Source organism: Shewanella halotolerans, from assembly GCF_019457535.1.
GTDB classification, from domain to species: Bacteria; Pseudomonadota; Gammaproteobacteria; order Enterobacterales; family Shewanellaceae; genus Shewanella; species Shewanella halotolerans.
The window spans coordinates 4,185,649-4,206,745 of sequence record NZ_CP080417.1 but is presented as its reverse complement, the minus strand read 5'-3'; the positions used below and the strand labels follow the sequence as shown (position 1 = coordinate 4,206,745).

Sequence of the window (21,097 nt, the reverse complement as noted above, 5' to 3'; positions counted from 1 at the left end):
TAACCTTTAAGATATTCATTATAGCCTGTCCGGCGCCAGTAAACATAGGGCGGCGGGTCAGGGAGGATACCCTGAATTGCGGGTAATTTATACCCAGAATTACTAGGGGATTAACAAAAAAGCCGATTGTGGCAATCGGCTTTTGGGGTTTTTATGGGGTTTAGAGCTTAAGGTTGTCTTTGAGGAAGCTCATCATCTGGCGGTAGTATTTCGCCCTATGTTCATCGTTATAGAAGCCATGGCCCTCATCGTCCATGACCAGTTTCTGATAAGGGTAGTTGTGTTTCTTGAGCCCCTCTTCAAGCGCTTCGAGCTGTTCGATTGGCGCTCGCTCATCTTCACCGCCGTGCACCAGCAGCAAGTTGACCTTAAGCTTATCGACGTTCTTGCTGGGTGACATCTGCTCAAGCATGGCTTGGTTTTCACCCAGTACCTGCTTCAGGTAGCGCTCACCCGCGCGGCGGCCCTGTACGTCCCCTTCGCTGAACATCAACTCGAGATCATAGACACCGGCGAAGCCTATGGCGCACTTAAAGAGATCCGGTGCCAGGATTGGGCTTTGTAGCGCCGAGTATCCACCGAAACTGCCACCGACAATACAGATTCGCTCTTTGTCCACTATGCCTTGTTCGATGACATGTTTGGTGGCATCGATAATATCGTACTGGATTTCCGAGCCCCATTTCTGGTGGCCAGCATGCTCAAATGCTTTACCATAGCCGCCCGAACCGCGAAAGTTTACCTGCAGCACGGCCGCGCCTTGACTAGCGATCAACTGGTTTTGGTCGTCAAAGCCCCACCAGTCTCTTGGACCATGAGGACCGCCGTGAGGATTGACCACGAGCGGCAGATTCTTAGCCTCTTTCCCATAGGGCAGTGTGAGATAACCGTTGATCACTTTACCGTCTCTGGCGGTGAAGCTTATTGGCTTCATCTCGGCCATCTTATCGGGATCTAACCATTTCTTTTGTGAGACTAGATATTCAAGTTTCTTGCTGGTGGCATCGAATATGTAGTAGTCGCCAGGATTTCTATCGTTGAAAGCCTTGATGATCAGTTTGCTCATGTCGTTGGTCTGGCTGACGAGATGAACTTGATGGCCAGGCAGTGCGGTGAGTAGCTGTTTCAGTGTGGTGGCCAGTTTTTCATCATTATCGACAAACTCATAGGTAGGATAGCCATTTTCATATTCTACGGCGTAGAGTTGCTTGTTGACGCGGTTGATCCAAACATTGCTAGGATCGACCACCTTGTCCTGGCTAATAAGCTGCTTTTTACCGTTCTTGATATCGACTAAATAGACCCCTTTAGGTTTACCGTTTTCGCTGCCGAGTACATAGACACTGTTCTCATCATCACCGAAGGCGATAGGAGTAATATCATCGAGATTTAAATTCAGCTTATCTGTGTCTACCCATTCATCGTCTTTGCGGTAATAGAGCTGGGAACTGACGTAGTCGCGGGTACCACTGACAAAGCGAACTTCGCCATCATGATCCGGCAGAAATCGAGCGTAGGAGATAGGTGAGGTCGCAATTTTTCTACGTGTTCCCTTGTAGACATCGACTCTATAAACCTGCTGAAGATTCTCCATTGTGTTTGCGCTGCCGGAACCCCAAGGGAGCGCTTGGATGAGCATGTAGCGATCATCTTCAGGCATAGGATCGAGAATATAGGCTGTGGCTTGTATCGCTGTATTTTTCTTGATGCGAGAACCCGTTTGTTGCTCACCGCCTTTATAACCGAAAAGATAGGTTGGCTTAGAACCATCGGCATTGACAGCCATCAGCTCACCATAATAGATGGGATGGTCGCTCCAGCCTTTTAGGTATTCCTTAGCCAGCACGACACGCTCATTGTTAACCCAAACGTATTGCCCTACCTGGGCGTTGTCCGGAAAGCGAACCACATTGGTCGGTTTCTTGGTTTTGGCGTCCAGAATCATCAGCATATGCTTACCTTCGTGGGAGGTGATGGCGCTGAGGTAGTCTCCGTCGGGGGAGATCTGCACGTTAGAAAATTCGGCTGAGCGGCTAAAAAGCTCGGTAATATCTTTGTTTGAAGCCGTGGCTTGGCTACTGATAAGGCAGAGGCAGGCTAAACTAAACGACTGAATTAGTTTCATATAACATCCTTGTACGCACAATTGTTATAGAGTTTTTGTGGGGTTGTTGCGCCAATGAGGGTAAAACAATGGATTTACGAGTGCAATACTTTTGTCTAGAAAAACACGGCGACCCGTGTATTACAGGTCGCTGTTTTTATTGATATTAGTTAACTCTGAAGTAGCTGCTGCTGAATAAACTGCCACTGCTCGGCAAAGTGTTCGGTGGGTTTGTTTTTGAAGTCGCTGCGCACGAATTGGGCGATGCGGCCTTCGGCCACGGCCAGCAGCAGGTTAGCCAGGATTGCCTCGTCCAGGTTAAAGCCTTTGCCTTCTCTGAGAGTCTTCTCTCTGAGGATCTGTTTCAGGTGAGTCTCAACTTTGGAGAAGATCTGGCCGGTACGGTTACGCAGTCGCTCATTCTCTCCCAATAGGGCGTCGCCGTTGAGTACGCGGGAGATCCCTGGGTTGCGCTCGGCAAATACCAGCAAGAGTTGCAGCAGCAACTGACAGCGTCTCATGGTGTCTTTCTCTTCATCCATGATGAGATTGATGCGCGACAACAGTGACTCTTCGATAAAGTCGATTAGCCCCTCGAACATTCTCGCCTTGCTGGGAAAGTGGCGATAAAGCGCCGCCTCAGACACGCCCACCTCAGCGGCAAGTTTTGCCGTGGTGATTCGTTGGCCGGGACTTGTTTCTAGCATGGTGGCCAGACATTGAAGAATATGTTCGCGTCGGTTGATTTTAGGGCTTGCAGCCATCTAAGTATCCTTTACTTAATTACTACAGGAGCCGATGGGCAGGCGCTGCCCATGACTCTCTAATTATTCTATGCGGCGTGTCGAGGATTGAGTGCCGTGTTATCGAGAATTTGGCTAATAGGTACCTAATTATCGAGTACCTGAGTGGCCGAAACCGCCTTCGCCTCGATCTGAGGTGTCGAATTCGTCGACCAATTTAAATTCGGCTTGTACCACAGGCACAAACACGAGTTGTGCCAGGCGATCGCCAATCTCCAAGGTGAAGGGCTCGCTGCTGCGGTTCCAGCAAGAGACCATCAGGGGGCCCTGATAGTCAGAGTCGATAAGACCGACTAGGTTGCCCAGCACTATGCCATGTTTGTGGCCCATGCCTGAGCGCGGCAGGATGACGGCCGCCAGGCTGGGATCTGCCACATGCACGGCAATCCCGGTTGGGATTAGCTGGGTTTCGCCCGGCTGAATCACCATGGTGGTCTCTATCATGGCACGCAGATCCATCCCTGCACTGCCCGGTGTCGCGTAGGCGGGAAGCGGAAACTGTGAGCCGATGCGAGAATCGAGGATCTTGAGTTCTATGGGCGTCTTCATGCTGTCTTCATCTGCTGTGCGATTAAGGTGAGTAGTTGTTTCGCCAGGGTGTATTTATCTGTGGCGGGCAGGGCGTGCTCGCCTCCTTGCCAGAAGACCTTCAAGGCATTGCTATCGCTGTTAAAGCCGATGGCCGGGTCGGATACGTCATTGGCGGCGATCATATCCAGTTTCTTGCGGGTCAACTTGTCTTTGGCGTAATGGTCTACATCCTGGGTCTCGGCGGCAAATCCTACCGTGAATGGACGTACCTCATGGGCCGCGACCGTGGCTAAGATATCAGGATTGCGTACAAGCGCAAGTGACATCTCTGTGGCAGATTTCTTAATTTTCTCGTCGGCAATATCCGCGGTGCGATAGTCGCAGACCGCGGCGCAGCCGATAAAGATATCGCTGTGGTGTACCTGCTGCATCACGGCGTCGAGCATCTCCTGGGTCGAGGCGACGTTGAGGCGATTGACATTCATCGGCGTCTCGATATTAACCGGCCCGGAGACCAGCGTCACCTTGGCGCCCATCTCGGCCGCCGCGCGTGCCAGGGCAAAGCCCATCTTGCCCGAGCTGTGGTTAGAGATGTAACGCACGGGATCGATCGCCTCGCGGGTCGGGCCCGCCGTCAGCAGTATCGATATTCCCTGAAGCAGCTTCGGCGCAAAGAAGTGTTCGACGCGCTCGGCGATCACCAGGGGCTCCTCCATGCGGCCTGGGCCAACTTCGCCACAGGCCTGGCTACCCGAAGCCGGTCCCCAGATGGTGAGGCCGCGCTTTCTCAGGTTATCCAGATTGTCCTGGGTGGCGACGTTGCGATACATCTGCTGATTCATCGCCGGGCAGAGCACTACAGGCGCTTCTGTGGCCAGGCAGGTGGTGGTGATCAACTCATCGGCCATGCCGGCATTGATGCGGGCGATCAGGTTGGCGGTTGCCGGGGCGATTAACACTAAGTCGGCCCAACGGGCGAGTTCTATATGCCCCATGGCGGCTTCGGCCGCCGGGTCTAACAGGTCGGTGGCAATGGGATGGCCCGATAGCGCCTGCAGGGTCAGCGGCGTGATAAATTCCTGCGCGCTTTGGCTCATGACGACACGCACATCTGCGCCGCGTTCTTTCAGGCGGCGGACCAGATCGGCAGACTTATAGGCAGCAATGCCGCCGCCAATTCCCAGCAATATCTTTTTATTGGTTAGACTCATGTTGATCACTAATCGCGTTTAATTTTGCCCGCTAACCATACCACAATCCTGCTGAGGTTGAGGATACAAGTTTTTAAAAACTAGACCATACTCTAAAGCCTAGGTGTGCAGATGGCGCCGAGACAAGGAGTGTTTATGGCAATCAAAGATTGGCCTCAGGGAGAGGGGCCCAGAGAAAAACTGCTGCGTAGCGGTGTCGCTCAACTCTCCGATGCCGAGTTGCTCGCGGTGCTGCTCAGAAACGGCCTTAAGGGACAAAGCGCCGTGTCCCTGGCCAGAGTCATGTTAACCCATTTCGGTGGCCTCAGGGCGCTCTTTAGCGCCTCCTTGAGTGAGCTGTGTGATATTCAGGGGATCGGTCCGGTAAAGTATGCCCAATTGCAGGCTGCCATCGAGTTAAGCAAGCGGATCGCGCAAGAAAATCTACAAAGAGGAAAGATTTTGTCAGATCCTGATTTAACTCGGGACTATTTAATGAGACAATTGGCGGATCGTGCCTACGAAGTGTTTGCCATCTTATTGCTCGATAGTCAGCATAGGGTGATTCAGTTCGTCGAATTGTTCCGTGGCACCATAGATTCAGCCTCGGTTTATCCGCGAGAAGTGGTAAGCCTAGTGCTTGAGAAAAAAGCCGCAGCGGTAATTGTGTGCCACAACCATCCCTCGGGGGTGGCTGAGCCCAGTCATGCTGATCGGCGAATTACTGAGCGATTGAAATACGCGTTGGCGACTATAGATGTTTCGCTGCTAGACCATATGGTTGTGGGCGATCGTGAGATAGTTTCGTTTGCAGAGAGGGGATGGATAGATTGAATATCCCTTGATCTTTGATTTTAGATCCTGTATAAAATGCGCCCTCTTTGTGTGCCTCGGGCGACGGCCATATTCGAGGTACATTAATGCTCGAGCGTTAAATTGTTTTTGGAGAAGATTGACATGTCAAGAGTATGCCAAGTTACTGGCAAGAAGCCGATGGTTGGTAACAACCGTTCGCACGCTAAGAACGCGACTCGTCGTCGTTTTTTACCTAACCTACAGAACCACCGTTTCTGGTTAGAAGACGAAAAGCGTTTCGTACAGCTACGTGTATCTACTAAAGGTATGCGTATTATCGATAAGAAAGGTATCGAAGTTGTTGTTGCTGAACTTCGTGCCCGCGGCGAGAAGGTGTAATAAACCATGGCTAAAGCTAAAGGTAACCGTGAGAAGATCAAGCTAGTTTCTAGCGCTAAAACAGGTCACTTCTACACGACTGAGAAAAACAAGCGTAACATGCCTGAAAAGATGGAGATCAAGAAATTTGATCCCGTTATCCGTCAGCACGTTATCTACAAAGAAGCGAAAATCAAGTAATTCTTGATTCACGTTTTTTGGGAAAAAGCTCCTCATTGCAGGGGCTTTTTTTTTGCCCTAAATATATCCCCATGGCTTGGCCAGCTCTCTCCAATTCTTTAGATAAATTCCCAGTCGATAGCCCTGCGCGTCTGCGGATTCTGATCTCTACCTAAGCCTCTGATCTTAATCTGTTCTGCTATGCTTAATCAGATTGTCTCGTTGTGATGAAAAAATATCACTTCCGATGACAACAAATGCTTTTAATGTGAATTTAAATGCAATAAAATTGGCTTGTTATTCGTCTGGTGATGATATTGTCACATATTTATTGTTGAGGTTACGCGGGTGCGCACTACTGAGTTAGTCGAGGGTTTTCGTCATTCTGCTTCCTATGTGAATGCACACAGGGGCAAGACATTTGTGGTCATGTTGGGCGGTGAGGCGCTGGCGCAGAGTCAGTTTCGCTCCATCATCAACGATATCGCCCTGCTTCACAGCCTGGGGATCAAGATAGTTCTGGTGCATGGTGCCAGGCCGCAAATCGATGAGGCCCTGGCCGCGCATAATCTCTCCCCTGAGTATTACAACGGGGTGCGCATCAGCGATGAAGAGTCCTTCCGAGTGATCAAGCAGGTGGTGGGCGGTCTGCAGCTGGACATTACCGCGCGCCTGTCGATGAGCCTGAGCAATACCCCGATGCAAGGGGCGCAGATCAACGTGGTTAGCGGTAACTTCGTGATAGCCCAGCCCTTAGGAGTGGATAACGGCGTCGACTACTGCCTGAGTGGCAAGGTGAGACGCATAGATGTGGCGGGCCTCAGACGTCAACTGGACAACCACGGTATAGTGCTCCTGGGGCCGGTAGCGGCCTCGGTGACCGGCGAGTGTTTTAACCTGACCGCCGAAGAGGTCGCGACCCAGATCGCGGTGAAGCTCAAGGCCGACAAGATGATAGGCTTCAGCGCTAAGGAGGGGATACTCGACAGTAACGGCGAGGTGATCGCCGAGCTGATGCCTACCGATGCTCAGCGCATCTTGTCTGAGCTGACCGATGAAGACAATTGGTGTGTGGGCACACGGGCCTTCTTACAGGCCAGCATAGACGCCTGTCGTAACGGCGTGGCCCGCTGCCACTTCGTCAGCTATCTCGATGACGGCGCCCTTTTGCAAGAGCTGTTCTCCCGCGACGGTATTGGTACCCAGATAGTGACCGAGAGCGCCGAGCGCCTGCGCAGGGCTACCATTGCCGATATCGGTGGTGTCTTGGATCTCATTCGCCCGCTGGAGCAGGCTGGGGTCTTGGTGCGCCGCTCCCGTGAGCAGCTGGAGATGGAGATAGAGCAGTTTATGCTGATCGAGCGTGATGGTTTGGTGATCGGCTGTGCCGCCCTCTATCCCTTCGAGGAGGACAATGCCGGAGAGTTTGCCTGCCTGGTGGTGCATCCCGATTATCGTGATGCCGACCGCGGCAGCATCTTGCTGAAGAACATCATAGGTCAGGCCAAGGTGCGTGGTTATGCTCGCCTGTTTGCGCTGACGACCCGCAGCATTCACTGGTTCCTCGAGCATGGCTTCCAGATCGTCGAGGTCGATGCCCTGCCAAACAAGAAGAAGCAGCTGTATAACTATCAGCGCAAGTCGAAGATTCTCGCCTTAGATCTTCAATAACGCTAAACGCGTCCGATGAAAGAGGCCACCCTTGGGGTGGTCTTTTTGTGTGTCCAAGTTAACTCACAGTAACGACTCTTGACATAATATGTCGAGAGTACCACACTCAAGTTATCGGTTCATGTTAGGGTTGGGTTCAGGGATGATCTGCTTGCATGCCCAAATGTTTCAAGAGGATATTTAGAGATGGATACTCAAGTCTTTCAACTCACAACCTTAGATTCGGCAACCAGCGGGATCTTCCTGTCTATGCTGCTGGGTGTTGCCTTGGTGCTAGTGCTGCTGATGGTGAAGCCCTTACCTAAGAAGGCGAAATATGCCTCTGCTGGGATGGTGATCGCCGTATTGGGCCTGCTCTCCTGGGTGTTCTACAAGGCCCATGATACCAGCGTTCGCCTTACTTTAAGCACTATGCTGGTGGATATTCCCCTCTACCGGGTCGAGTTACCGCGTCAAAGCCTGGTGCCGGCTGAGGCTAAAATCGTCAGCTTGGGAGAAGATGACGCGCCTAAACTAAGCTATCGCAGCAACGGTGTGGGCATGCCGGGTTATTCGCTGGGGTGGTTTAAGCTGGCAGATGCCAGCGACAGAACAGATAAGGCCCTACTGTCGGTCACCGGCGACGGCCAGGTATTGGTTTTGCCGACGACCGAGGGCTATCTGTTGATCTTGAGTCTGGAGCAGCCGGAGGCCTTGTTAGCCAGCCTGCTTACGCCGACTCTTTAACGCCAAGTCCAGGGTAAAGATCACCAGGGCGCTCCAGATGAAGGCGAAGGTGATCCCCTTTTCGAGATCGAAGGGCTCGTTAAACAGGCTGACGGCCATGATAAACATGATGCTGGGGCCAATATATTGGAAGAAGCCAAGCATAGACAATGGGATACGTGTGGCGGCGCCAGCAAAGCAGAGCAGGGGAATAGAGGTGACTATCCCGGCGGCCATCAACAGCAGGTTCATCTGCCAGCTGTTTTCCAGGATGCTGGTGCCATCGAGATTCATTGCCAGATAGAGCAGGGCCACAGGCACTAAGATGGCTGTTTCGACCAGCAGTCCCGTTTTGGCGTCGACATTGACCTTCTTGCGCAGCAAACCATAGATGCCGAACGAGGCGGCAAGCCCCAGGGACACCACAGGAATCGAGCCGAAAGAGATCAATTGGATAAGTACGCCGGCACAGGCCAAAGAGACGGCGGCCCACTGCAGTTTACGCAGACGTTCCTGCAGGAACACCATGCCCAGCAGCACATTGACCAAAGGGTTGATAAAGTAGCCCAGGCTGGCATCGAGCATATGATCATTGTTGATCGCCCAGATGAACAACAGCCAGTTACCGGCGATCAGAACCGAGGTGATAGCTAACACGCCAAGCTGTTTGGGCTGCCGGAACAGGGCGCGCAGCTTGGCGAAACCACCGATAAATTGCATCAAGATCAGCATGAAGACGAAGGACCAGATCACGCGATGCAGCAGGATCTCGGTCGCCGACACATGGTTTAGCAGCTTAAAATAGAGGGGAGCAAAGCCCCAGAGGCAGTAGGCGCAGATGGCGAGCGCTACCCCTTTACGATACTCAATATCGGCCATAGCTTAGGATTTAGAAAAAGTGCGGGAGTGGCATTGTAGGCGCCTAAGCCGCGTGACTCAAGCGGCCATAAGCATTCTTTTCGCGCCTCGCGCTGGAGCAGTCTCTTGTCAGCGCGTCTCACTAAATTGGCGGTAATTTATAGGGGGATTAGCTGGCTAGCCCACCATGTAGGTGCCAGTACCGAAGGCAATATGCGAGCCCTTCTCGTTGTGTAGCTCCATGCGGCAGACGGAGACCCGGTTACCCGCCCTGATCACTGTGCCTGTGCCGGTAAAGATCTCACCGCGCCCCGGCCTGAGATAATCGATACGCAGATCTATGGTGCCTAAGGTTTTTAGGCGCTGCTGCAGATCTTCTAAACACCAGTCGTCCCGGCTAGCCACCAGGCCAGAGAAGGCCGTCAGGCCGCCCACCACATCCAGCACGGTAGCGGTCACGCCGCCGTGGAGGATCTGCTGATGAATGTTGCCTATGAGGTCTTTCTTCATCTTCACCTCGACCTCGACGCCCTGCAGGTCGTAACGCTTGATATCCATCCCCAAGAGGTTATGAAAGGGCACCTTGGTATCGAAGATCTCGGCTACGCTGGCCAGGGTCTGCGCTTGTATGGGCGTCGTCATAGGGGCACTCCTTGTTTTGTCCTACACTGCTTGCTGGGTACAAGCGGGTTAAGTTTGAGCATTAGTCAACCTAATGGTTAGAGCATTTAATCTATCGCTAATGCACGGCGCGAGGCAAGCCTGCGGATAAAATTTCATCAGTCGATGGGGGGCGAGGGGTAATTAATACTCGGATAGATGAGACAAGCCGAGCCAGCTTGATTAGAATAAGCGGCCAAATTAATGATTACTGAGCGCCATGGACTTAGCCTTAACTTCTCCCGACGTGACCGATAGCGATCCGCTCGCCGCCTGCCTGCAGACGGTGTTTGGCTATCGCACTTTCAGGACGGGTCAACGTGAGGTGATAGAGCAGGTCTGTGGCGGCCAGGATGCTCTGGTGATCATGCCTACCGGCGGCGGTAAGAGCCTGTGTTATCAGCTGCCGGCACTCGTCTTACCCGGGCTGACTCTGGTGGTGTCGCCGCTGATCTCTCTGATGAAAGATCAGGTCGATAGTTTGAAACAGATGGGCGTCGCCGCAGCTTACCTCAACTCGTCGCAGTCGCGGGAAGAGGCGATGACCATCTATCGCCAGCTGCATAACGGCGAGCTCAAGCTGTTGTATGTATCACCCGAGCGCCTGCTGACCGACAGCTTTATCGAGCGTCTGCACAACCTGCCGCTCTCCCTGTTTGCCATCGACGAGGCTCACTGTATCTCCCAGTGGGGGCACGACTTCCGCCCCGAATATGCGGCCCTGGGTCAGCTAAAGCAGCTGTTTCCTCGGGTGCCCATGATGGCGCTGACGGCCACCGCCGACAAGGCGACGCGGGAGGATATCTGCCAGCGACTGGGCATAGCGCCCTTTGAGCTACTCACCAGCTTCGACCGCCCCAACATTCGTTATACGGTGGCGGAGAAGCTCAACGCCGCCAATCAGCTCAGGCAGTTTATTCAGGCGCAGAATGGCAACAGTGGCATCATCTACTGTAGCAGTCGTCGCCGGGTGGATGAGGTGGCCGAGCGTCTGCGTATGCAGGGCTATCATGCCGATGCTTATCACGCGGGCAAGACCCAGGAAGAGCGCGCCGATATTCAGGAGCGTTTCCTCAAAGATCAATTAGATATCGTGGTAGCCACCGTGGCTTTTGGCATGGGGATCAACAAGTCCAACGTGCGCTTCGTGGTGCATTACGATATTCCCAAGAGCGTCGAGGCCTATTACCAGGAGACAGGCCGTGCCGGCCGTGATGGCCTGGATGCCGAGGCTTTTATGCTGTTCGATCCCGCCGATATCGGCCGGGTGCGCCATCTCATCGAGCAGCAGGAGCCGGGTCCTCAGCAACAGGTGGAACACCATAAGCTCAATACCATGGCGGCCTTTGCCGAGGCGCAAACCTGTCGCCGTCAGGTGCTGCTGCACTACTTCGACGAGAGTGCGTCCGAGCCCTGCGGTAACTGTGATATTTGCCTGGACCCACCCAAGCGGTACGATGGCGTCGAGGATGCCCAGAAGGTGCTCTCCTGCATCTTCCGTCTACAGCAGAAGTTTGGTGTAAACCATCTTATAGAGGTGCTGCGCGGCTCCAAGGCGGCCTCTGTGGTCGACCGTGGCCACGACAAGCTGTCGACCTGGGGCATAGGCAAGGAGAAGAGCCATGAGTTCTGGCTCAGTATCATACGTCAGATCATCCATCTGGGTTTCGCCAGCCAGGATATCACCAGAGGCTCGGCCATCAAGCTCAATCCTCAGGCGCGGGCCGTGCTTAAGGGGGAGGTGCCGTTGCAGCTCGCCGAGCCGCGTATCAGCATCACCACACATGTGAAGCGTCGCAGCAGTAGCCGGGCGCCAATTAACTACGACAGAAAGTTGTTTGCCCGTCTGAAGCAGCTGCGTCGCAGCCTGGCAGAAGAGTTGGATGTGCCGCCCTATCTGGTGTTTAACGACGCCACGCTGGCGGAGATGGCGGCCATGCTGCCGACGAGTCCTGGCGAGATGCTGGCGGTGAACGGCGTGGGCGAGACCAAGCTGAATCGTTTCGGCGGCGAGTTTCTCGACGAGATCAACGACTATCTCGCCCGTAGCTAGCTAATATTTCGCTAACTAAGACTCGGCTTACCAAGATTCTGTATATTCTGGCGCTGCTTGCTATCAGGCTTATTGTATTTGCTACCAGACTTAGTGTGCCTGCTGACCGCTGTACTTACTCAGTTGATCGACACTGGCCCTTTTAACCAAGGAGGAGAGGGTGTCGTGATGCTGCATCACCGCCATCCCCATGTTAACCCGGGCGCCGTTTTGTAGCGGCTCTATGATGGCGCTCAGCTGGCGGGCGATAAGCTGGGCGCCCGCCAGCGAGGTGAAGGGCAGCATGATCAATATCTGATCGGCGCTGGTGCTCAGCAAGATATCCTGCTGGCGGATCTTCTGTGACAAACGGGTCAGTAGCCTGTCGACATCGGCCTTGGCCAGATGGCTGGGATTGATCAGCAAGATGGTGATAGGAAAACCTATCTGCTTGGCGCTGGTCAGCAGGGCCTCCATCTTCTCCTGGGTGCTCATCGGCTCATCTCTCTGGCTTACCTGCAGCGGCGTCTTAGGCATTCTGATACGGTTGAGCAGAATAAACAGCGTCAGCAGCAGGAAGAGCACCAGTATGCCGATAAGACCATAGCTGTCGCTGATGTGGGCATCGAGCTTGATGGGCTTAGGCTGATTGTCCTGGGCCAGCTGCTGATAGCGCCCCAGCTGGGCCTTGATCTGCAGCAGTCGGGTATCTTTAAGAAACTCATAGCTGCGCTGGGCCATCTCGAAGCGTTTCAGCTGATACTGATAGGCGTCCTTGTATTGGCCTATGTCGGCAAAGTAGCGACTCAGGATGCCGTAGCAATAGACGAGCTCGTCAAACTGATTGGTGCGCTCGCCGATGGCGATCGCCTTCTGCATCAGCTCTGTTCCCAGGGCCTGCTCGCCGTTCGCCAATTGAATATTGGCCAGTAGACGATTGGCTCTCAGGCTGTCGTTGATCTTCTTCTGCTTGTCGAAGGTGTTGAGGGCGATATTGATCAGCTGAATGGCGCTCTTATCATTTCCCCGTAAAAATTCAATTTCCGCCAGCTGGGTGTAACTCTCGGCCAGCTCGGTCGCCGTGGCAAGTTCGGGTAGCAGGATCTTAGCCTCGAGTACCATATCGTCCCTGAACTTCACCTCTTGGTTGTAGTGGGCGATCTTGGCCAGGGTGAGCAGCACAGTTAGCCTCACCTTTCCCGTGGTTTGCTCGCTATCCAGGGCGCCCTTGGCATTGTTGAACGCCTGGTTGTAGAGTCCCTTGGTTCTCAGCAGTTCGGCCATGGCCAGTTGCACATAGGGCCTCGGCGGGGTGAGCCATTGAGGTCTCTGCTTCTCGGTGTCCGGGTAGATATCTTGGGCCAGGCGTAGATCTTCCAGCGCGCTGCTCTGGCTCTCGATATGGGTATCTATCTTGCCGCGCAGCATCAGGCCGTTGACTAAGGACTGGGGCTGTTGCTGCTCGCGAGAGAGGTAGATGGCGGAATCTAGCAGGGTCAGCGCCTGTCTGAGGTCGCCATAATCGATATAGGCCGCGGCCATACAGTTGAGAAAATAGGGGCTGAGCTGATTGAGCTTGAGCGACTTGGCCTTGGCCTCACTCATGCGGCCCAGGTTGATGGCGGCCTCGTTTTCGCCCAGCTGCACAAAGGCCTCGCACTTGAGCAGCGAGAGGCGCAGACGATTTTCTTCAGACGTGGCTTCCTGATCCAGGCGTTGTTCCAGCGCCGAGATCTGGGTCAGTGTCTTGTTGGGATATTGGTAGACGGTTTGGGCCAACTCATCTAACTCTGTCATAGTGTCCCCATAAGCTGGGATCAGCCAGAAGCTGAGACTTAACACTATGAGACGAAAATCCATTTTTAAAAGCTCCGGAACGAGTGTGCTGTTTCTGTTTCCTTTGGCGGCATTATACTGATTTTTCATCAGCAATTGCATAAAAAATAGCGCCTGCGATTGGAATCAGAGGGATTGCTCGGCAAATGACCTAGTATGCTGAATTTAATCACTTAGTCACTCTTGTGAGCAAATAAATGGTTAGATTTGCGCAGTTAATCAAGATTTTTATCTGGTCTAATGTGGCAAACATGAAAAATATGGGGTTGACTATTGAACAGACACACGTTAAATATTAATCAATCTTTCGAAGCGAAACGAATAATTAATTACTTTTACTGAATACAATGACGACTATTAACCGTGCACTCCTCAGCCTCCTTATTCTCATTCTCGCAGGTCCTGCGCGGAGAATGTAGTGTTGCACGCTTAATAACACATTCAGCATTCATAAACCCCGCGCCCAACAACGCGGGGTTTTTTTGTTTATGGATTCGACGAACACCCAAAATTAGAGCCTAGACGTACCATGGAGAAACCAGATGTCTAACCGAGTGATAATATTTGATACGACCTTACGAGATGGTGAGCAAGCATTAGCGGCGAGTTTAACGGTTAAGGAAAAGCTACAGATAGCACTGTCACTCGAGCGTCTGGGAGTGGATGTCATGGAGGTGGGGTTTCCCGTCTCATCGCCGGGGGATTTCGAGTCGGTGCAGACCATTGCCCGTACCATAAAGAATAGCCGGGTCTGTGCGCTTGCCAGGGCGCTTGAGAAAGATATCGACGCCGCGGCTCAGTCCTTGTCGGTGGCAGAACAGTTCCGTATCCATACCTTTATCTCGACCTCGACCATACACGTGGAGAGCAAGCTTAAGCGCTCCTTCGATCAGGTGTTGGACATGGCGGTTGGCGCGGTGAAATATGCCCGCCGCTTCACCGATGATGTGGAGTTCTCCTGTGAAGATGCCGGTCGTACCCCAATAGATAACCTGTGCCGCATGGTCGAGGCCGCCATCAAGGCGGGTGCCAAGACCATTAACATTCCCGACACCGTTGGCTACACAGTGCCGAGCGAATTTGGCGGCATCATTCAAAACCTGTTCGACAGGGTACCGAATATCGATCAGGCGGTGATCTCAGTGCACTGTCACGACGATTTGGGCTTGTCTGTGGCGAACTCTATCACTGCGGTGCAGCACGGGGCACGTCAGATCGAGTGTACCGTCAACGGTATCGGCGAGCGCGCCGGTAACTGCTCCCTGGAAGAGATCGCCATGATCATCGCCACCCGCAAGGCCAGCCTGGGGCTAGAGACGGGGATCAACGCCAAAGAGATCCATCGCACCTCTAATCTGGTGAGCCAGCTGTGCAACATGCCGGTACAGGCCAACAAGGCGATCGTCGGCGCCAACGCCTTTACCCACTCCTCGGGTATCCATCAGGACGGCGTGCTGAAGTCGCAAAACACCTATGAAATCATGACGCCAGAGAGTATTGGTCTGAACCGCAACAACCTGAACATGACCTCTCGCTCCGGCCGCCACGTGATCAAACATCGTATGGAAGAGATGGGCTATGGCGAGCAAGATTATGACATGGACACCCTGTATGAGGCCTTCCTGAAGCTGGCTGACAAGAAGGGGCAGGTGTTCGACTATGACCTGGAGGCCTTGGTATATGTAGAGGCTCAGGCAGAAGATGAAAACCACTATGGCTTGCAGCAGCTGGTGGTGCACTCAGATTCGACTCAGGGACAGGCCACCGCCACAGTGACCCTAAGCATAGACGGCAAGGCGGTAACAGAGGCGGCAACGGGTAACGGCCCGGTCGATGCGGCCTACAAGGCGATTGCCCGCGCCAGCGGCTGTGAGATCAACATCAGCAGCTATCAGCTTAGCGCCAAGGGCCAAGGGCAAGATGCCCTGGGACAGGTGGATATCACCGCCAAGTATCATGATCAGAGCTTCCATGGTGTGGGCCTGGCGACCGATGTGGTCGAGGCCTCGGCAGCGGCGCTGATCCACGTGATGAATCTGACCTGGCGCGCGGACAAGGTGGCCGAGAACAAGCATAAGTTAAAACAGGCGCGTACCGAGTTAGGCGGCGTATAACCAATTTCGAATTAAACAGCATAAAGACAATTAATTGCAGGGAGTCACTTGAGGTATGAGTTATCAAGTCGCGGTATTGGCCGGTGATGGGATCGGCCCCGAGGTTATGGTCGAAGCACGCAAGGTGCTTAAGGCGGTGGAAGAGCGTTTCTCGTTGGATATCGAGTATAGCGAATATGATGTGGGCGGCGCGGCCATCGATAATCATGGTTGTCCGCTACCCGAGTCGACCCTGAAGGGCTGCGAGGCGGCCGACGCTATCTTGTTCGGCTCGGTAGGTGGCCCTAAGTGGGAGCATCTACCCCCAAACGATCAGCCAGAGCGTGGCGCCTTACTGCCGCTACGGGGACACTTCGAGCTGTTTTGTAACATGCGTCCGGCCAAGCTACACGTCGGCCTGGAGCATATGTCGCCGCTGCGTAGCGACATCTCGGCCCAGGGCTTCGACGTGCTGTGCGTGCGCGAGCTGACCGGTGGCATCTACTTCGGTAAGCCCAAAGGGCGTCAGGGTGAGGGCGAGCAGGAAGAGGCGTTCGACACCATGCGTTATAGTCGCCGCGAGGTGCGCCGTATCGCCAAGATCGCCTTCGAGGCCGCCCGAGGCCGTCGCAAGAAGGTAACCTCTGTGGATAAGGCCAACGTCCTGGCCTGCTCTGTGTTGTGGCGTGAAGTGGTCGAAGAGGTGGCCAAGGAGTTTCCCGATGTGGAGCTCGAGCATATCTATATCGACAACGCCACCATGCAGCTGCTGCGTCGCCCCTTCGATTTCGATGTGATGCTCTGCTCTAACCTGTTTGGCGACATCATCTCAGATGAGATCGCCATGTTGACCGGCTCCATGGGTTTGCTCTCTTCGGTGAGTCTCAACAGCGATGGCTTTGGTCTGTATGAACCCGCAGGCGGCAGCGCGCCAGATATCGCAGGTAAAGGCATCGCCAACCCGATAGCGCAGATCCTGTCTGCAGCGCTGCTTTTGCGCCACAGCCTCAAAGAAGAAGCGGCGGCTAAGGCGATTGAAGATGCGGTCGCCAAGGCATTGAGCGATGGCTATCTAACTGGAGAACTCTTGCCCGCAGATCAGCGTGACAAGGCAAAATCAACCCGCGAGATGGGCGACTATATTGCCCAAGCAGTCAGAGAGGCAAACTAATGGCGAAGACACTGTATGAAAAGGTATGGGACAGTCATATCGTAGCCGCCCCCGAAGGGGAGGCGCCGCTTATCTATGTGGATCGCCATCTGGTGCATGAGGTGACCTCGCCTCAAGCCTTCAGCGGCTTGAAAGTCGCCGGCCGTAAATTAAGGGCGCCAGAGAAGACCTTCGCCACCATGGATCACAACACCTCGACCAAGAGCGCCAGCCTGGATGCACTCAGCCCCATGGCGCGCACTCAGGTGGAGACGCTGGCACAAAACTGTAAAGAGTTTGGTGTGCGTTTATACGATATTCATCATAAGAATCAGGGGATTGTCCATGTGATGGGCCCCGAGCTTGGCATCACTCTGCCGGGCACTGTGATTGTGTGCGGCGACTCGCACACGGCAACCCATGGCGCCTTCGGCGCCTTGGCCTTCGGCATCGGCACCTCAGAGGTGGAGCATGTGATGGCCACCCAAACCTTGCGCCAGCTGAAAGCCAAGACCATGAAGATCGAGGTGCGCGGCCAGGTGGCCGATGGGATCACCGCCAAAGATATCGTGCTGGCCATCATAGGCAAGATAGGCATGGATGGCGGCACGGGTTATGTGGTGGAGTTCTGCGGCGAGGCGATTGCCGCCCTGTCGATGGAAGGGCGCATGACCGTCTGTAACATGGCGATCGAGATGGGCGCCAAGGCGGGCATGATAGCGCCGGATCAGACCACCATTGATTACCTAGAAGGCCGTGAATTTGCGCCTAAGGGCGAAGCTTGGCAGCAGGCGGTTGCCGCCTGGCAGGCGCTGAAGTCTGACGAGGATGCCGTGTTCGATGCCCATGTGGTGCTAGAGGCGAGCGATATCGCGCCTCAGCTGACTTGGGGCACTAACCCAGGCCAGGTGGTGGCGATCGATCAGTGTGTGCCTAACCCAGAGGATGAGACAAACCCGACGGTGAAGGCGAGTATCGAGAAGGCGCTGGACTATGTGGCGCTCACCCCTGGCACTCAGATGACAGATGTGAGCATCAACAAGGTGTTTATCGGCTCCTGTACCAATTCGCGCATCGAAGATCTGCGCTCGGCGGCCCTGCAGGCCAAGGGACGCAAGGTGGCGGCAGGTGTTACGGCTATTGTGGTGCCGGGCTCAGGCTTGGTGAAGGAGCAGGCGGAGGCGGAAGGCCTGGATAAGATCTTCATCGACGCCGGGTTTGAATGGCGTCTGCCGGGCTGCTCCATGTGTTTGGCGATGAACGATGACAGACTGGAGGCCGGTGATCGCTGCGCCTCGACCAGTAACCGTAACTTTGAGGGTCGTCAGGGACGCGGTAGCCGCACTCACCTGGTGAGCCCTGCCATGGCCGCCGCCGCGGCGATTGCCGGTCATTTCGTCGATATTCGCAAGCCATACTAGGAGGGAGAGATGCAACCATTTACCACACATACAGGGCTTGCGGTGATCATCGACAGTGCCAATATCGATACGGATCAGATCATCCCTAAGCAGTTTCTCTCTAAGGTCACTCGTGACGGCTTTGGGGTTCACCTGTTCCACGATTGGCGTTATCTGGACGATGCCGGCGATCAGCCTAATCCAGAGTTCAGCCTGAATCGGCCCCGCTATCGGGGAGCCTCTATCTTGCTGGCTAAGGAGAACTTTGGCTGTGGCTCGAGTCGTGAACATGCGCCCTGGGCCCTGGCCGATTTTGGCCTCAAGGTGATCATAGCGCCAAGTTTTGCCGATATCTTCTATGGCAACGCCATCAACAACGGCCTGTTGCCGGTTCGCCTCACCGAGGCGGAGGTGGTGCAGTTGATGCGAGAGGTTGAAGCCGAAGAGGGCGCTCAGGTGAGCGTGGATCTGCAGGCACAGACGGTGACCTCACCTTCGGGGGCAAGTTTTAGCTTCGAGATTGCCCCGTCGGCACGTCATAACCTGCTCAACGGCCTGGATGCCATAGGCATCAGCCTGGGTTACGGCGAGGCGATAGCGGCTTATGAAGCCGAGATCCCCAGCTGGCGCACCTAATGCTAAGAAGGCCTAACTCATTGCGCCCGATACATGTTTTAGGGATTAGGCGCTTTAGGAGTTTGGCGCACTAGAAATTAGGCGTACATCTGTACCTTAGGGTTATCGAATAGAGCCGATCGCAGTTTGCTGTGGTCGGCTTTTTGTTTACATTAGCGGCGCTGAATCTTGTTAAGTCTATATTTTTCAGTTGTTTATTGTGGTTTCTAGCCGTTGGCTAGCCAGATGTGCAACGAGCTAGTGATTTATGCTGGTGGTTTTGTGGTTTTCAGGCGTACAGGTGTTAATTGAATGTTTTCAGTTTAATTGTTTGATATTGTGGTGATTTGTCTGTGTCTGCTGATTTTTATAAATCTCATTAAGTGAACGTGGATCACATTTTTGTACTTTAGTTGACGTTTAAAAGTCGGTTTTAGCTGGTTTTTGTATGCTATTTAGGCGCTATGGCCAGCATTATTCGCTTAAATTCATAATTTGCTTGTAAAGATATTCTGCATCAGTAGACTGCGGCTCACTCAATATCTGGAGCCTTTGCTCTAGGTTGTCATAATAACAAGAGAGCCATGATGAAGAAGCATATTTTATCTTTAGCTGTAGTTGCTGCCATCGCCACGCCGCTATCTCAAGTTCAGGCCGCTGGATTTCAACTTGCCGAATATTCTGCCACGGGTCTAGGCCGTGCCTTTGCGGGTGAGGCGGCCATGGCCGACAATGCTGCCGCTCAGGCGCGCAACCCTGCTATGTTGACCTACCTCGAGGGACGTCAGCTGTCGCTGGGTGGTATCTATGTGATGCCAAATGTCGACGTAGAGGGCGACGTGACCCTGGCTTCACCTGTATTGGGGCCTCAGGGCGTGACCATGAACGCCGATGCCCTGGATGTGGCTGACGACGCCCTGGTGCCTAACTTCTACTACTCTAACCAGCTTAACGACCAGTGGACCTGGGGTTTAGCGGTTAACTCTAACTATGGTCTGGCGACTGAAGTGCCGAGCACCCATCCTACCGCTATCTTTGGAAAAGAAACCTCGGTGACCACTGTGGAGTTCAATCCAAACCTGGCTTACAAGGTGTCTGAGGCCGTTTCTGTCGGTGCGGGTCTGCGTATCGTCTATGGCGAAGGTAAGATTGGCGCCTCGACGCCGGCTTGGGTAGACGGTATCAAGGCGATTCCTACCCTGCCTGCCGAAGTCGCAGCAGCACTGCCACCGGGCGGCACCAGCCTGAAATCGATGGAAGGGGATGATATTGGCTATGGTTGGCAGCTGGGTGCCAGCTGGCAGATCAACCCGGCGCACCGTATCGGTCTGGCCTATCACAGTGGCGTCGAGCTGGAACTCGACGGTCATGCCTCTGGCCTTATCTACAACGGTGGTCAGGATGTGGAGATCGAGGGTTATATGCCGCTCGAACTGCCAGCCTTCGCCGAACTGGCCTCTTACCATCAGCTCACCGACAACTGGGCAATGCATGCCAGCGTCAACTGGACCCAGTGGAGCGTGTTCGATCAACTGGTGGCATACTTCCCTGGTGAGCAGAAGCCTGTTGGCGGCCTAGAGTCAGACCTGGTGAAGGTTGAGAACTTTAAAGACAACTGGCGTTTCGCCTTGGGCACCAGCTATCAGCTAAGCGATAAGTGGTTGGTACGTGGCGGTGTGGCGCTGGATAAGACGGCGGTAGAAGATGAGTATCGCACCATCACTATCCCTGATTCAGACCGTCTGTGGTTCAGCGCGGGCGCTGGCTATCAAGCCTCTAAGAACCTGACCCTGGACTTTGCCGTGACTTACATCAAGGCTCATGGTGATGCGCCGATCAACGAGACCATGAACCTAATGAACCTGGCTCAGGTGAGCTTTAACGGTGAAGCGGGCGGCGATGTCTGGTTGCTGGGCGCTCAGTTAAGCTACAAGATGTAACTTAATGGCTAGTTAAGCTAAACGAAAATGCCTCACCTATGTGGGGCATTTTTTTATCTGAATATTTGTTGGCTATCTGAACTTCATCGGATTATATTCGTCTAATTATCAACATATTTTTAGCGCTAATCGATCCACTATTGCCCCACAGCCAAC

18 protein-coding genes are annotated in these 21,097 nt (G+C 53.8%); 11 read left to right on the top strand and 7 right to left on the bottom strand.

Annotated elements, in window-relative coordinates:
• Positions 1–160: 160 nt before the first annotated feature.
• The 4 genes from K0H81_RS18170 to coaBC all read right to left on the bottom strand — a co-directional run bounded on the left by K0H81_RS18170 (position 161) and on the right by coaBC (position 4,649).
• A complete protein-coding gene (locus K0H81_RS18170; protein WP_220059229.1) occupies positions 161–2,125 on the bottom strand; it encodes an alpha/beta hydrolase family protein in 1,965 nt (654 codons plus the stop codon).
• A 149-nt stretch (positions 2,126–2,274) separates the two neighbouring features.
• Positions 2,275–2,868: a nucleoid occlusion factor SlmA gene (slmA, locus tag K0H81_RS18165; protein WP_011867279.1), complete on the bottom strand. Its 594-nt coding sequence runs from the start codon at positions 2,866–2,868 to the stop codon at positions 2,275–2,277.
• A 129-nt stretch (positions 2,869–2,997) separates the two neighbouring features.
• Positions 2,998–3,456: a dUTP diphosphatase gene (gene dut / locus K0H81_RS18160; protein WP_144201696.1), complete on the bottom strand. Its 459-nt coding sequence runs from the start codon at positions 3,454–3,456 to the stop codon at positions 2,998–3,000.
• Entirely contained in the window at positions 3,453–4,649 is a 1,197-nt protein-coding gene (gene coaBC / locus K0H81_RS18155) for a bifunctional phosphopantothenoylcysteine decarboxylase/phosphopantothenate--cysteine ligase CoaBC (RefSeq protein ID WP_220059228.1), read from the bottom strand. Before coaBC ends, dut begins: the two co-directional genes overlap by 4 nt.
• 135 nt (positions 4,650–4,784) lie before the next feature.
• Here coaBC and radC point away from each other — a divergent pair, with 135 nt between their 5' ends.
• The 5 genes from radC (at position 4,785) to K0H81_RS18130 (ending at position 8,378) form a co-directional block, all read left to right on the top strand.
• Positions 4,785–5,462 (top strand): RadC family protein, encoded by a 678-nt coding sequence (radC, locus tag K0H81_RS18150; RefSeq protein ID WP_220043519.1) that lies wholly within the window; start codon positions 4,785–4,787, stop codon positions 5,460–5,462.
• Between the two features lie 123 nt (positions 5,463–5,585).
• On the top strand, positions 5,586–5,822 hold the full coding sequence (gene rpmB, locus K0H81_RS18145) for a 50S ribosomal protein L28 (RefSeq protein WP_011867275.1): 237 nt from the start codon (positions 5,586–5,588) through the stop codon (positions 5,820–5,822).
• 6 nt (positions 5,823–5,828) lie between these two features.
• Entirely contained in the window at positions 5,829–6,002 is a 174-nt protein-coding gene (gene rpmG, locus K0H81_RS18140; protein ID WP_007651290.1) for a 50S ribosomal protein L33, read from the top strand.
• A 327-nt stretch (positions 6,003–6,329) separates the two neighbouring features.
• A complete protein-coding gene (argA, locus tag K0H81_RS18135; RefSeq protein WP_144201702.1) occupies positions 6,330–7,652 on the top strand; it encodes an amino-acid N-acetyltransferase in 1,323 nt (440 codons plus the stop codon).
• A 186-nt stretch (positions 7,653–7,838) separates the two neighbouring features.
• Positions 7,839–8,378 (top strand): hypothetical protein, encoded by a 540-nt coding sequence (locus tag K0H81_RS18130; RefSeq protein ID WP_220059227.1) that lies wholly within the window; start codon positions 7,839–7,841, stop codon positions 8,376–8,378.
• Here the strand turns inward: K0H81_RS18130 and rarD are convergent.
• Positions 8,349–9,236: an EamA family transporter RarD gene (rarD, locus tag K0H81_RS18125; RefSeq protein ID WP_220059226.1), complete on the bottom strand. Its 888-nt coding sequence runs from the start codon at positions 9,234–9,236 to the stop codon at positions 8,349–8,351. The genes K0H81_RS18130 and rarD overlap by 30 nt on opposite strands.
• 156 nt (positions 9,237–9,392) lie before the next feature.
• On the bottom strand, positions 9,393–9,857 hold the full coding sequence (locus K0H81_RS18120) for a thioesterase family protein (RefSeq protein WP_144201708.1): 465 nt from the start codon (positions 9,855–9,857) through the stop codon (positions 9,393–9,395).
• Positions 9,858–10,095: 238 nt separating this feature from the next.
• On the opposite strand from K0H81_RS18120, the gene recQ reads away from it, so the two are divergent.
• Positions 10,096–11,928, top strand: a complete 1,833-nt coding sequence (recQ, locus tag K0H81_RS18115) for a DNA helicase RecQ (RefSeq protein ID WP_220059225.1) — start codon at positions 10,096–10,098, stop codon at positions 11,926–11,928.
• 90 nt (positions 11,929–12,018) lie between these two features.
• Here the strand turns inward: recQ and K0H81_RS18110 are convergent, their stop codons facing one another.
• Entirely contained in the window at positions 12,019–13,704 is a 1,686-nt protein-coding gene (locus tag K0H81_RS18110; protein WP_220059224.1) for a tetratricopeptide repeat protein, read from the bottom strand.
• Between the two features lie 581 nt (positions 13,705–14,285).
• Here K0H81_RS18110 and leuA point away from each other — a divergent pair.
• From leuA to K0H81_RS18085, 5 genes are all read left to right on the top strand, one after another.
• On the top strand, positions 14,286–15,857 hold the full coding sequence (gene leuA, locus K0H81_RS18105) for a 2-isopropylmalate synthase (RefSeq protein ID WP_011867268.1): 1,572 nt from the start codon (positions 14,286–14,288) through the stop codon (positions 15,855–15,857).
• A 55-nt stretch (positions 15,858–15,912) separates the two neighbouring features.
• The gene (leuB, locus tag K0H81_RS18100) at positions 15,913–17,007 is read left to right on the top strand and encodes a 3-isopropylmalate dehydrogenase (protein WP_220059223.1); all 1,095 of its coding nucleotides are present in this window, start codon (positions 15,913–15,915) and stop codon (positions 17,005–17,007) included.
• The gene (gene leuC / locus K0H81_RS18095) at positions 17,007–18,407 is read left to right on the top strand and encodes a 3-isopropylmalate dehydratase large subunit (RefSeq protein ID WP_220059222.1); all 1,401 of its coding nucleotides are present in this window, start codon (positions 17,007–17,009) and stop codon (positions 18,405–18,407) included. The genes leuB and leuC overlap by 1 nt, the downstream gene beginning before the upstream one ends.
• A 9-nt stretch (positions 18,408–18,416) precedes the next feature.
• Positions 18,417–19,022, top strand: a complete 606-nt coding sequence (leuD, locus tag K0H81_RS18090; RefSeq protein ID WP_144201720.1) for a 3-isopropylmalate dehydratase small subunit — start codon at positions 18,417–18,419, stop codon at positions 19,020–19,022.
• A 566-nt stretch (positions 19,023–19,588) separates the two neighbouring features.
• Positions 19,589–20,941, top strand: coding sequence for an outer membrane protein transport protein (locus K0H81_RS18085; protein ID WP_144201766.1), 1,353 nt, complete (start codon positions 19,589–19,591; stop codon positions 20,939–20,941).
• The last annotated feature ends 156 nt before the right edge of the window (positions 20,942–21,097 follow it).

Excerpts from the sequence above, each read along its gene's own strand:
- K0H81_RS18170 (WP_220059229.1), bottom strand. The coding sequence starts at position 2,125 with ATGAAACTAATTCAGTCGTTTAGTTTAGCCTGCCTCTGCCTTATCAGT.
- slmA (WP_011867279.1), bottom strand. The coding sequence starts at position 2,868 with ATGGCTGCAAGCCCTAAAATCAACCGACGCGAACATATTCTTCAATGT.
- dut (WP_144201696.1), bottom strand. The coding sequence starts at position 3,456 with ATGAAGACGCCCATAGAACTCAAGATCCTCGATTCTCGCATCGGCTCA.
- coaBC (WP_220059228.1), bottom strand. The coding sequence starts at position 4,649 with ATGAGTCTAACCAATAAAAAGATATTGCTGGGAATTGGCGGCGGCATT.
- radC (WP_220043519.1), top strand. The coding sequence starts at position 4,785 with ATGGCAATCAAAGATTGGCCTCAGGGAGAGGGGCCCAGAGAAAAACTG.
- rpmB (WP_011867275.1), top strand. The coding sequence starts at position 5,586 with ATGTCAAGAGTATGCCAAGTTACTGGCAAGAAGCCGATGGTTGGTAAC.
- rpmG (WP_007651290.1), top strand. The coding sequence starts at position 5,829 with ATGGCTAAAGCTAAAGGTAACCGTGAGAAGATCAAGCTAGTTTCTAGC.
- K0H81_RS18130 (WP_220059227.1), top strand. The coding sequence starts at position 7,839 with ATGGATACTCAAGTCTTTCAACTCACAACCTTAGATTCGGCAACCAGC.
- rarD (WP_220059226.1), bottom strand. The coding sequence starts at position 9,236 with ATGGCCGATATTGAGTATCGTAAAGGGGTAGCGCTCGCCATCTGCGCC.
- K0H81_RS18120 (WP_144201708.1), bottom strand. The coding sequence starts at position 9,857 with ATGACGACGCCCATACAAGCGCAGACCCTGGCCAGCGTAGCCGAGATC.
- recQ (WP_220059225.1), top strand. The coding sequence starts at position 10,096 with ATGGACTTAGCCTTAACTTCTCCCGACGTGACCGATAGCGATCCGCTC.
- K0H81_RS18110 (WP_220059224.1), bottom strand. The coding sequence starts at position 13,704 with ATGACAGAGTTAGATGAGTTGGCCCAAACCGTCTACCAATATCCCAAC.
- leuA (WP_011867268.1), top strand. The coding sequence starts at position 14,286 with ATGTCTAACCGAGTGATAATATTTGATACGACCTTACGAGATGGTGAG.
- leuB (WP_220059223.1), top strand. The coding sequence starts at position 15,913 with ATGAGTTATCAAGTCGCGGTATTGGCCGGTGATGGGATCGGCCCCGAG.
- leuC (WP_220059222.1), top strand. The coding sequence starts at position 17,007 with ATGGCGAAGACACTGTATGAAAAGGTATGGGACAGTCATATCGTAGCC.
- leuD (WP_144201720.1), top strand. The coding sequence starts at position 18,417 with ATGCAACCATTTACCACACATACAGGGCTTGCGGTGATCATCGACAGT.
- K0H81_RS18085 (WP_144201766.1), top strand. The coding sequence starts at position 19,589 with ATGAAGAAGCATATTTTATCTTTAGCTGTAGTTGCTGCCATCGCCACG.